The organism is Xanthomonas sp. CFBP 8151 (genome assembly GCF_011761885.1).
GTDB classification, from domain to species: domain Bacteria; phylum Pseudomonadota; class Gammaproteobacteria; order Xanthomonadales; family Xanthomonadaceae; genus Xanthomonas; species Xanthomonas arboricola_B.
In genome coordinates this window covers 565,003-576,499 of sequence record NZ_JAASQZ010000001.1, presented here as the reverse complement: position 1 = coordinate 576,499, position 11,497 = coordinate 565,003, and the positions used below count along the sequence as shown (strand labels likewise).

General features: G+C 66.6%; 8 protein-coding genes. All 8 read right to left on the bottom strand.

Going from position 1 to position 11,497, the window contains the following annotated elements; all coding sequences use genetic code 11:
- Nucleotides 1-87: 87 nt before the first annotated feature.
- Entirely contained in the window at nucleotides 88-2,088 is a 2,001-nt protein-coding gene (gene tkt / locus FHT08_RS02485) for a transketolase (protein WP_166774187.1), read from the bottom strand.
- A gap of 258 nt (nucleotides 2,089-2,346) precedes the next feature.
- Nucleotides 2,347-3,627 carry a dicarboxylate/amino acid:cation symporter gene (locus FHT08_RS02480; protein ID WP_208408809.1) on the bottom strand — a complete coding sequence of 427 codons (1,281 nt, stop codon included), beginning with the start codon at nucleotides 3,625-3,627 and terminating at the stop codon, nucleotides 2,347-2,349.
- Nucleotides 3,628-4,166: 539 nt separating this feature from the next.
- Entirely contained in the window at nucleotides 4,167-5,900 is a 1,734-nt protein-coding gene (locus FHT08_RS02475; RefSeq protein ID WP_166774186.1) for a BatD family protein, read from the bottom strand.
- Nucleotides 5,897-7,750 (bottom strand): tetratricopeptide repeat protein, encoded by a 1,854-nt coding sequence (locus tag FHT08_RS02470; RefSeq protein WP_166774185.1) that lies wholly within the window; start codon nucleotides 7,748-7,750, stop codon nucleotides 5,897-5,899. The genes FHT08_RS02475 and FHT08_RS02470 overlap by 4 nt, the downstream gene beginning before the upstream one ends.
- Nucleotides 7,747-8,754: a VWA domain-containing protein gene (locus FHT08_RS02465; protein ID WP_046344106.1), complete on the bottom strand. Its 1,008-nt coding sequence runs from the start codon at nucleotides 8,752-8,754 to the stop codon at nucleotides 7,747-7,749. The genes FHT08_RS02470 and FHT08_RS02465 overlap by 4 nt, the downstream gene beginning before the upstream one ends.
- Complete coding sequence (locus tag FHT08_RS02460; RefSeq protein ID WP_104536728.1) at nucleotides 8,751-9,212, bottom strand: DUF4381 domain-containing protein; 462 nt, start codon at nucleotides 9,210-9,212, stop codon at nucleotides 8,751-8,753. Before FHT08_RS02460 ends, FHT08_RS02465 begins: the two co-directional genes overlap by 4 nt.
- 2 nt (nucleotides 9,213-9,214) lie before the next feature.
- Nucleotides 9,215-10,177, bottom strand: a complete 963-nt coding sequence (locus tag FHT08_RS02455; protein ID WP_166774184.1) for a DUF58 domain-containing protein — start codon at nucleotides 10,175-10,177, stop codon at nucleotides 9,215-9,217.
- Between the two features lie 22 nt (nucleotides 10,178-10,199).
- Nucleotides 10,200-11,219, bottom strand: coding sequence for a MoxR family ATPase (locus tag FHT08_RS02450; protein WP_046344109.1), 1,020 nt, complete (start codon nucleotides 11,217-11,219; stop codon nucleotides 10,200-10,202).
- Between the last annotated feature and the right edge of the window lie 278 nt (nucleotides 11,220-11,497).

Below are 11,497 nucleotides of genomic sequence, written 5' to 3'. Positions count from 1 at the left end.
GCACGGTGCCGCATCGCGCAGCGCGCACGAGGCCCCACAAAAAAGCCGGCTTTCGCCGGCTTTTTCTTCCAGGCGCCGCGTCAGGCGTTACAGCGCCTTGGCCGCAGCAACCACATGCTCGGCGGTGATCTTGAAGTACGCGTACAGCTGATCGGCCGGTGCCGAGGCGCCGAAGGTATCGATGCCGACCACATCGCCATCCAGACCCACATATTTGCGCCAGAAGCCGGTCACGCCCGCTTCCACCGCCACGCGCTTGCGCACCGCATTCGGCAGCACCGACTCGCGATAGGCCGCATCCTGGCGATCGAACACGTCGGTCGACGGCATCGACACCACGCGTGTCTTCAGCCCGGCCGCGTCCAGGGTCTGCTTGGCTTCCACCGCCAGCCCGACTTCCGAACCGGTGGCGATAAGGATCACGTCGGGCGTACCACCTTCGGCATCGGCCAGCACATAACCGCCGCGCTCGATCAGTTTGAGCTGCTCGTCACTGCGCGGCTGGTGCTGCAGGTTCTGGCGACTGAACACCAGGCAGCTGGGGCCGTCCTTGCGGGTGATGGCGGCCTTCCAGCTCACCGCCGATTCCACCGCATCGCCCGGGCGCCACACATCGTTGTTGGGGATGTAGCGCAGCGAGGCCAGGTGTTCCACCGGCTGATGGGTCGGGCCGTCTTCGCCCAGGCCGATCGAGTCGTGCGTATACACGTGGATGGCGTGGGCCGGATTCAACGCGCTCATGCGCACGCCGTTGCGCGCGTAATCGCTGAACACCAGGAAGGTGGCGTCGAACGGAATGAAGCCGCCATGCAGCGCCAGGCCGTTGGCGATGGCGGTCATGCCGAACTCGCGCACGCCGTAATAGACGTAGTTGGCGTTCGGGTCATCGGTGGCGACCGACTTGCTGGCCTTCCACAAGGTCAGGTTGGAATGCGCCAGGTCGGCCGAACCGCCGATCAGTTCCGGCAGCAGCGGCGCGAACGCTTCGATCGCCAGCTGCGAGGCCTTGCGCGAGGCGATGGTCTGGCCGTCCTGCTGCGCCTTGGCGATGTAGGCATCGGCCTGGGCGATGAAGTCGGCCGGCAGCTCGGCGTGCGAGCGGCGGGTCAGCTCGGCGGCTTCGGCCGGATACTGCTTGCCGTACTTGTCGAACAGCTGCTCCCACTCGGCCTGACGCAAGGTGCCGGTGCCACCTGCGCGCCAGCCGGCGTAGATCTCCTCGGGGATTTCGAACGGGCCGTACGGCCACTCCAGCGCCTTGCGGGCGCCTTCGAGTTCTTCCTTGCCCAGCGGGGCGCCGTGCGAGGATTCCTTGCCGGCCTTGCTGGGCGCGCCGAAGCCGATCTTGGTGCGGCAGCAGATCAGCGTGGGCTTGTCGGTGTTGTCCAGCGCGGTCTCGATGGCGGCCTTGATCTTTTCGGCGTCGTGTCCGTCCACATCGCGGATCACATGCCAGCCATAGGCCTCGAAGCGCTCCGGGGTGTTGTCGCTGAACCAGCCGGCGGTGTTGCCGTCGATGGAGATCTGGTTGTTGTCCCAGAACGCGACCAGCTTGCCCAGGCCCCAGGTGCCGGCCAACGAGGCGGCTTCATGGGAAATGCCTTCCATCATGCAGCCATCGCCCATGAACACCCAGGTACGGTGGTCGACGATTTCCAGCTCCGGGCGATTGTAGCGCTGCGCCAGCAGCTTCTCGGCCAGCGCGAACCCGACCGCATTGGCGAAACCCTGCCCGAGCGGGCCGGTGGTGGTCTCCACGCCGGGGGTTTCGCTGCGCTCGGGGTGACCGGCGGTCTTGCTGTGCAGCTGACGGAACTGCTTGAGCTGCTCGATCGGCAGGTCGTAGCCGGACAGGTGCAGCAGCGCGTACTGCAGCATCGAGCCGTGGCCGTTGGACAGCACAAAACGGTCGCGGTTGAACCACTGCGGGTTGTTCGGGTTGTGCCGGAAGAAATCGTTCCACAGCACTTCGGCGATATCGGCCATGCCCATCGGCATGCCGGGATGGCCGGATTTGGCGGCTTCGACCGCATCGGCGGCGAGAAAACGGATGGCGTTGGCCAGCTGGCGGCGGGTGGGCTGGGTCATGAGCGTCTATGGAAGCGGAGGGAACACCGCTGGAAGCGGAGCCGCTTATTCTCCCACAGAGCGCGTTAGGGGGCTGGGATTGGGGAGTCGGGAATGGAGAATCGGGAATGGAGAATCGGGAATTGGGAATCGGGTGCAATGCTGCAGGTTGGTCGCTGACGCAGCTCTCGCCAAGGCTACCGCTGCGGTACAGCGGACCTCACATCACCCGTACCGATCGCTACAGCCCGCTCTTACCCATTCCCGATTCCCGACTCCCTATTCCTCGCCCTTGGCAACCAAGGTCGTCAGCGCCAGATCGCCGGTCACATTCAGCGCTGTCCGGCACATGTCCAGGAAGTGATTGACGCCCAGGATCATGCCGATGCCGACCGGGTTGACCCCAACCATCGCGCAGATCAGCGCCACCACCGGCAGCGAGCCGGACGGCACGCCGGCGGTGCCGATACCGCCCAGGATGCAGACCAACATCACCATGAACTGCTGGCCGATGCTCAGGTCGACGTTGAAGAACTGCGCCAGGAAGATCACCGTCACCCCTTCGAACAAGGCGGTGCCGTTCTGATTGGCGGTGGCGCCCACGGTCAGCACGAAGCGCGACACCCGCGGCGGCAGGCCCATCTCGTCGGCCACGCGCAGGGCGGTCGGCAGGGTAGCGTTACTGGACGCGGTGGAGAACGCCATCATCGTGGCCGCCTGGGTCTGCCGGAAGAAGCCGACCGGCGAGCGCCCGGCGAACTTCACCGCCAGCCCGTAACTCACCACCATGTGCAGGCCCAGCGCCAGCACCACCACGCCCACGTAAGCGCCCAGGCGGATCAACAGATCGAAGCCGAACAGCGCGGCCAGATTGAACATGAAACAGGCCACCGCGTACGGCGCCAGGCGGATCACCAAGCCGATCAGGGTCATCGAAATTTCGAAGATGCCTTCGATGCCGCGCTTGAGCGTGGCCACTTTTTCGTCGGCGGTGAGCACCATGCCTACGCCGAACATCACCGCAAAGAACATCAGCGACAGGATCGCGCCGTTGCTGGACGCTGCCGCGATGACGTTGCTGGGCACGATCGACAGCAGCATGTCCATGCCCTGCGGCTGGGTGCCGGAGCTGGAGATGATCTCGCGGGTGCGCTCGGCGTTCTGCTGGATCAACTGGTTGGCCAGTCGCGGGTCCACGCCGGCACCGGGCTTGAGCACATTCACCAGCACCAGCCCCAGCAACACCGCCACGCCGGACAGCACGACGGTGTAGCCCAGGGTGCGCCACCCCACGCGCCCGAGCGCACGGATGTCGCCCATCTCGGAAATGCCCATCACCAATGCCGAAAACAGCAACGGCACGATCAGCATGAAGATCAGGTTGAGGAAGATCTGCGAGAACGGGATGGTGACGTACCTGGTGACCACGCGCACCCAGTCGGCATCGCTGCCGGCAAGATAGTAGACAGCCAGTCCCAGCAGCAGACCGACGGCGAAGCCAATGCCCATCTTCCAATGCAGGGGCAGGCCCGGGCGGCGTGCGGCGGGGGATGCAGTCATCTGGTCGGGCCTTGATCTGGACACAAGCCCCGGAGCTTAACAAACGCCATCGACGCGGCCACCTACCCGGCCTCCCGCGGTGCGCCTGCCCGAGGGTAGGTGCAGCTCCCCACGTCAGCCGATACGGGCGCTGGAGCGTTCGACAAACCTGGCGCGCCCACCGTGGGGCATGCACAGCCGCTACTTGGAACTGCGTGTACCGGGCCGCGATGCCCAATCGCTTTTGGGACGCGGTGGGATCCGGCCATGAGCTCTTGCTTGCAAGCATGCACGCCGACCATCCCGACGGGTCCTTGCCCGCTCACCGTCGCGGGCGCTTACGCGGCATGGATGCCGCGTAAGCGCCTACATGGACGTACTTGCGGCGTGTCCCGCGAGGGTGGGCGGGCAAGGGCCCTGCAGCCAGGTCGCAGACCCAACGCCTTGTTTTAAGCAGCACAGGTGAAGAACCAGGTGCAACCGGAATCAATGCGTCAGAGCGGGACTGGACATGGTGACCATCTAGACCCAGTCAGCAACTTCCGATGCAGCGAAACCGATCAAGGCGCCGGCGGATACAGCGGCGCCAATACTTCCGGCTCCGCCGCCGTGGCATGCCGCCAACGCGGGCCCTTGGCAAAGGCCTCGCGCAATGCCGAACGTGCACTGGTCACGTCGCCATCGCCGCCCCAGCGGGCACGCTGCATCTGTGCCACCGCTGCCCGCTGCGCCGGGTCGCTCAACGCTGCCAGCACGCTGTCGATATCGGCAACGCCGGCCATGCCGCACAGCACCGCGGCCACGTCGTCCATGCCGCCGGTATCGAGCGCGCGTCGCAGCTCGGCCACACCGTGCGTCACACGCCGACAGGGCGCAGCTGCATCGCTGGCGTCGATCACCGACGCGCCGTGCGAACCGCCGCGACGCCGTAACAAGGCCCACACCAGGGTGGCAATCCACAACAGCCCAAAGCCGATCGCCGCAGCGATCCAGCCCCATGGCCGTTGCGTGGCCGCGGGTTGCTGCAGGCTCAGCGTGCCGCCCGCAGCAGTTGTCGCAGCGTTATCCGGTAATGGATTGGCTGCAGGCGTTGGCGCCGGCGCCGCAAACGCGCCGCTGCCTGCCGCCACATCCAGCGTCAGGTCCGGCAATGCCGCGGTCTTGGCCGCCGCCGCGCCCACATCCCACCACGCCACCTGCAAGCCGGGCACCACCAACGGACCGGCGCGGTTGGGCACGATCGAATAGCGGCGGGTCAGCCGCAACTGCGGCGAACCATCCACAAAGCGCTCTTCGTACTGCGCGGGCTCGGCGAACACTTGCGCGTCGGGCACGCTCGGGGTCGGCAATTCCGGGAATTGCGCCTGGGTGGCGCCGCGTGCGCTAGCTTCCACCACCAGTTGCGCCGCTTCACCGGCGGTGGCACGCTGCGGCGTGGTCGTATACCGCAACTGCAGGCTGCGCAACGGTAGCCACGGCTGCGGCGCGTTGGCCGGTTGCGCGCGCACCTGCAGCGGGATGCTGGCGCTACGTGCGCTCAGCTCGCCATTGCCGCGACCGAAGTAGTCGTCGAAGAAGCCACCGACCGAACGGCCATTGAAACGCGCCGACGGCAACACCAGGCGGCCGCTGCGCTCGGGCACCAGCAGATAGCGCCGCTCGACCACGTTGTATTGACGGTTATTGAGTACCTTGACCGAACTGACGTCGTCGCCGATACGCTGCAGCGATGCACCCTCGGGCGCTTCCAGGTCCAACTCGCCGGACGCCAGTTGCGTGGCGAAATACAACCGCACCACCACGCCCACACTTTGCTGCACATAGGGCTGCGGATCGTCCACCTGCGTCTGGACAAAGGCATCCTCGTCGCCCTGCGCCGCCGCTGTTGCGCTGGGCGCGCCGCTGCCGGCATCGTTTGCCGAAGCCCCCACCTGCAGCCGCAACGGCTCGGTGCGCTCGTTGCCCACGCGGATCGCCGGCACGATCAGCTCGCCGCTCCTGCGCGGCGTCAGCACCACACCGAACAACGCGCGCATCGCCACCGACCCATTGCTCACCTGCATCTGCTGGTTGGCACTCTTGGCCCCCAGCGCGAAGTCGTTGCGCAACGGCGTGTAATCAGGATCGACACCACGTTGATCGGTTTCGATATTCAGCATCACCACGTCGCCGGCATTGGCGCTGTCGCGGTCCAGCCACGCGCGCGTGACGGCACCCACCGGTGCACAGGTGAGCAACATCACGCCGGTCAACATGCCGATCGCCGCGCGGCGCAAATGGTGTGTGCCGATCATCGTCCGTCCCGTTGCCTGCGTTCGTGTTCCAACCTGAATTTGGTGCGCAGCAAGCTGCCCGGATCGTCCGGCACCCGCCGCAGCCAGGCATCCACCGCCTGACGCTGCTCGCGTTGCTCCGGCGTTTCGTTCGCCGTCGCCGCGGCGGCCTGCTTGCCGTTTGCATCGGCGCTCCTGTCGCCAGCCTGCGCCATCGCCTGCTGCATCTTTTGCCGCTGCGCGGCATCGGCCTGCTGCTGCGCCTTGGCGTCGGCCGACTGCGGCGCTGCGTCCTGCTTGCTCTGCTCGCCCTGGCCGGTTTTGGACTGCTGGTCCTGCGAGGCTGCGTCCTGCGGCGTCTGCGCAGACGACTGATCCTTGCCGTCCTGTTTGCCTCGCGAATCCTGCTGGCCTTGCCCGTCCTGGCCAGCGTTTGGAGCGCTCTGCTTGTTCTGCCCGGACTGATTCTGGCCGGAGCTGTTCTGACCGGATCGCTTCTGGTCGTCGGACTGGCCTTTGCCGTCCTGGCCCTTACCGTCTTTGTTGTTCTGCTGCTGACGCTTGCGCGCCGCATCCACTGCCGCACGATTGGCGATGGCGTCGGGCTGATCCGGATGGTGCTTGAGCGCCCGGTCGTAGGCCGCAATCGCTTGATCGTACTGGCCCTGCCTGGCCAGCGCGTTGCCAAGGTTGTACAACCCCTCATCGGTGGGCACATTTTCGAAGGCTTTTTGTGCCGCGGTAAAATCGCCCTTGCGATACGCCTGCACGCCGGCATCCAGGTGTTGCTGCTGCACCTGGTCGGCGCGTTGCCACAAGGTGCCCTCGGCAGCATGCGCAGGCTGGGCCAACGGCAACACGCACACCAGGGCCAATACCGCCACAACCGCACGCCGCCGGAACGCCAGCAGCGCCAACAGCATCACCGGCAGCAGCAGCCAGTAACCCTCGTCCAGCCAGGTCTTACCACCGCTGGACTCGACGGTTTCATCGGCCAGCGGCTGTTGCGCCGGATCGAGCATGCCCAGCGCACGCAGGTCCGCATCGTCGGCGGTGATGCGCGCATAGCGACCACCGCCCTGCCCGGCAAGATCGCGCAGGCTGCCTTCATCCAGCCGTGTCTGCGCGATCTCACCGGTCGTGGTGCGATACGCCGCGCCGCGCGCGCTCCCCACGCCGAGCGCGGACACGCTGAATCCACGCGAGCGCGCCAGCCGTGCGGAACTCCCGGCCGCACGATCGGCGCTGTCGCTGACCAGCAGGATGTCGCCTTGCTTGAAACCCGCCTGCAGCAGCAACTGCGTAGCCGCGTCGATCGCTGCATCGGCGCGCTTGCCCTCCACCGGCATCACCGATGGCGACAGCGCATCCAGGAACAACGCCACATTGGCAGTGTCTTCGGTCAACGGGGCAACCGTGAAACTCTCGCCCGCATAGACCAGCAGTGCGACTTCGCCACCGGCGCGCTTGCGCAACAACGTGGCCAACTTGGCCCGCGCCTGCAGCAGACGCGATGGCGGCAGATCGTTGGCCGTGATGCTGGAGGACAGGTCCAGCGCCACCACCAGCGGCATGCTGGAGTGATACACCGGCCGCTCGGTCTGCCGCCAGCTCGGACCGGTCATCGCCACCACCGCCAGCGCATAGGCCAGCGCAGCCAGCACGAATCCCAGCCATCCACGCCGACTGCCGGACACCAGCAAGGTCGGCAACAGATGCGCATCCACGCTTTGCCGCCACACCTCCGCATCGCGTCGACGCAACTGCCACAGCACTGCCGCCGGCACGATCGCCAGCAGCGCCCAGAGCAAACCCGGACGCAGCAGATGCAGCGACTGCAGCCAGCTTGCCAGTTCGGTCAGCGCGTTCATCGCCATCTCCGCGGCAACACATAGGTCAGCAGCGCAATCACGATGGCAGCGCCCAACGGCCAGTAGTAGCGTTCCACGCGCGGCTGCATCGACGGGCCGGGCGCCTTGACCGGCTCCAGCCGGTCCAGCTCGGCATAGATGCCGGCCAGTTCTTCCGTATCGCGGGCGCGGAAAAAGCGCCCACCGGTTTGCGCGGCGATCTTGCGCAAGCCGTCTTCGTCGATATCGTCATTGCCCGCGGCAGGAATCGGCACGCCGAACAACGAATAACCGCCATTGCCGCCGAAGGCGATCGTATGCACGCGCACGCCTTCGGACTTGGCAAGTTCGGCAGCCTTGAGCGGATTGAGCACGCCTGCGGTATTGACGCCATCGGTGAGCAACACCACCACGCGCTGGCCCTGCTTCTGCTCGCGCAGCCGTTTGACCGACAACGCGATCGCATCGCCGATCGCCGTTTCTCGCCCGGCCAGTCCCACCACACTGTCGGCCAGCTGGTCGCGCACGGAGGTCAGGTCGGCGGTCAACGGCGTCAACGCGTAGGCGCGCTGACCGAATACCAGCAGGCCAACGCGATCGCCGTCGCGACGATCCAGAAAGTCCGACAACACCGCCTTGGCGGCGGTCAGGCGATCCACCACATTGCCGCCGAGCACCATGTCCGGCTCGCTCATGCTGCCGGACAGATCCACCGCCAGCATCATCTGTCGCGCCTCACGCGGCGGCTGGATCACATCGCCCAATTGCTGCGGGCGCGCAAGCGCCGCGCACAGGAAGAACCAACCCAACCAGGCAAGCCAGCGCGGCACCCGCAGTACCGGCGCGCTCTTCGCCTGCGCAACCGCATGCAGTTGGTCGGCGTAGGGCACGCGCAGCGCGGCCGTATCGGCGCGGCGCTGCGGCCAGAACCACATCAGCAACGGCAGCGGCATCAACCACCATGCCCACGGCCATGCGCAGTGCGCCAGCGCATCCTGCCATTGCGACCACTGCAGCCAGTTCATCGCCGGCCTCGCATCAAACTCAGAAACCGCTGCCGCGCCAATGCCTGCACCGCATCCAGGTCGGACACCGCCGGCGCGCGTTGAAAGCCGCCGTCCAGCAGCGCGCGCCCCGGTCCTTGCGAAAAGGCCTGCGTCTTGCTCTTGCGCCCGTCCAGAAACTGCAGCCATGCCTCGCCGTGCAGCCGGTCGGCCTGCGCATCGACGCTGCGCGCTGCGCGCCGCAACAACACCGACAACGCAGCCAGGCGCTGCGCGGGGGTCGTTGCGCGCTGCAACTCGGCATCGAATGCCGCCAGCCAGCGCCGCTGCTGACGACGGCGACGCCACCACACCCATCCTGAGGTGCCCAGCACCAGGACCACTGCCGCGATCACCAGCCACCAGCCCAGCGCCAGCGGCCACCACGACGGCGACGGCGGCAGATGGACATCGCGCAACGGCAGCGTTTGCGGCGACACCGTCACCGGCTCCGCACGGCGGCGCTGCTGCCCAACCAGGCATCGCTGGCATCGTCGGTGGACAGGCGATGCAGGCGCACACCGCGTGCCTGCAGGACCGCGGTCAATTGTTCCAGCGGCGCCACGAATTCGGCCTGCCAACGCGCACGTCCGGCCTGCGTGGTCAGGTCGATCGCAATGCGCTCACCCCGTACATCGAAGCTGAGTGCGCGGGCCGGTGGCGCCAGCTCCAGGGGGTCGACCAGCACGATCACCACCACCTCGTGATGCAAGGCCAGACCCGACCAGCGTGTGGCAGAAATCCTGCTGGCGCTGCGCGCATCGGCCAGCACGGTCAGCCGCGCACCCGGGCGCAACAGCCGTGCGGCATGGTCCAGTGCCACCTCCAGGCCCGCATCGCCGGACGGCGGCTGCGCGTACCAGCGCGCCAACGCATCCAACACCGGCAATACCCCGCGTTGACCCGAGCGCGGCGCAATCGGCGCCTCGCTGGCAGTGCCACGCAGCGCAGCGATCCGGTCGCCCTGCCGCTGCGCCAGCCACGCCGCAACGGCGCCGGCACGTGCGGCCTGCACCGATTTGTAGCGCACCCGCGTGCCGAAGAAGAGCGCTGGCGAGGTATCGGCCACAATCAGACTCAAGCGTTCGCGCTCGGCCTGAAATAATTTGGTGTGCGCACGTCCGGTACGCGCGGTGACGCGCCAGTCGATATGCCGCGCATCGTCGCCGGCCACGTACTCGCGCGACTCGGCGTATTCCATTCCGCGCCCGCGCGTCGCCGCCGGCACCGGCCCGACCAGCCCATGGCGACCACGACCTGACTGCCCGCGGTGGGTCGTGGTGCCGCGCAGCGCGATCAGCTCCGTCAGCGTCGGCCGCAGTCCATCGCCGACGATCGACGCAGGAGCGGTGACAGGAGAAGAAGACGGCATCGAAGACATCGGATTCTGGTCAGAGGACGGCATACCTCAGCAACACGCTACCCGATCAGGGCAGCGGAATCTTTTCCAGCAAGGCGGCGACCAGACGTTCGCCATCCCAGCCTTCGGCAGTGGCTTCGTAGCTGGGCAGCACGCGATGACGCAGCACGTCCGGGGCAATCGCGCGAATATCGTCCGGGGTCACGTAGTCGCGCCCGGCCAGCCATGCACGCGCACGTGCACAGCGCTCCAGCGCGATCGACCCACGCGGGCTCGCGCCCCAGGCAATCCGCCGCGCCAATGCCGGGTCGTAGCGCTGGGCATCGCGCGACGCGAGCACAATCTCGATCAGATAGCGTTCCAGTTGCGGCGCCAGATGCACGTCCAGGACCACCCGACGCGCGGCAAAGACATCTTCCAGCGGAATCTTGTCGGGCACCGTCTCGTGCTTTTCCAGGGTATCGCGTGCGGCGTCACGTGCCAGACGCAGGATCTCCGCCTCGGCGTCGGCCTGCGGATAACCGATGCGCACGTGCATCAGGAAGCGGTCCAGCTGCGCCTCGGGCAACGGGAACGTACCTTCCTGCTCGATCGGGTTCTGCGTGGCCATCACCAGGAACAGCTGCGGCAGCGCATAGGTGTGCCGCCCGACAGTGACCTGGCGCTCGCCCATGGCTTCCAGCAATGCCGACTGCACCTTGGCCGGCGCGCGGTTGATCTCATCGGCCAGCAGGATCGGATGGAAGATCGGCCCGGGCATGAACTCGAACCGGCTGTCCTGCGGCCGCCAGATCTCGGTGCCGGTCAGATCGGAGGGCAACAGGTCAGGGGTGAACTGCACCCGCGCGAAATCCGCTTCCAGGCGCGAGGCCAGTGCGCGGATCGCGGTGGTCTTGGCCAGCCCGGGCGCGCCTTCGACCAACAGATGACCATCGGCCAGCAAGGCGATCAGCAACCGTTCGACCAGCGCAGACTGGCCCACGATGCGCTGCGCCAGTGACTCGCGCAGCAAGGTGAATTGACGGTGCAACCGGTCCTCGGCGGGCGCGGCAGCGGCTTCTGGGGGCAACAGCGGCGGTGCGTTCATAGGCCCAGTGTGACCGATTCGAGCACGATTGGTTCACTCGATGGCTCTAGAGCATTCAGTCAGTGACTCCCGGCATGAAGCGCGTCACACAAGCAGGAACCTTTGTATCCATCGCGTTTTGGCAACCCGATCAGGCTAACCCGATCAAAGCCAAGACGGGCAACGGCTCCGGAAGTTCTAGCAGTCGCTGACAACAAGACACAGACAACTGCTTGCGGTCGCGCCGTAGGGCCAACAGCCGGTCTGCGTTACTCACACGCTTCACCATGAAAGAAAGG

Coding starts and splice junctions, on each gene's coding strand:
- tkt (WP_166774187.1), bottom strand. CDS start 2,088: ATGACCCAGCCCACCCGCCGCCAGCTGGCCAACGCCATCCGTTTTCTC.
- FHT08_RS02480 (WP_208408809.1), bottom strand. CDS start 3,627: ATGACTGCATCCCCCGCCGCACGCCGCCCGGGCCTGCCCCTGCATTGG.
- FHT08_RS02475 (WP_166774186.1), bottom strand. CDS start 5,900: ATGATCGGCACACACCATTTGCGCCGCGCGGCGATCGGCATGTTGACC.
- FHT08_RS02470 (WP_166774185.1), bottom strand. CDS start 7,750: ATGAACGCGCTGACCGAACTGGCAAGCTGGCTGCAGTCGCTGCATCTG.
- FHT08_RS02465 (WP_046344106.1), bottom strand. CDS start 8,754: ATGAACTGGCTGCAGTGGTCGCAATGGCAGGATGCGCTGGCGCACTGC.
- FHT08_RS02455 (WP_166774184.1), bottom strand. CDS start 10,177: ATGCCGTCCTCTGACCAGAATCCGATGTCTTCGATGCCGTCTTCTTCT.
- FHT08_RS02450 (WP_046344109.1), bottom strand. CDS start 11,219: ATGAACGCACCGCCGCTGTTGCCCCCAGAAGCCGCTGCCGCGCCCGCC.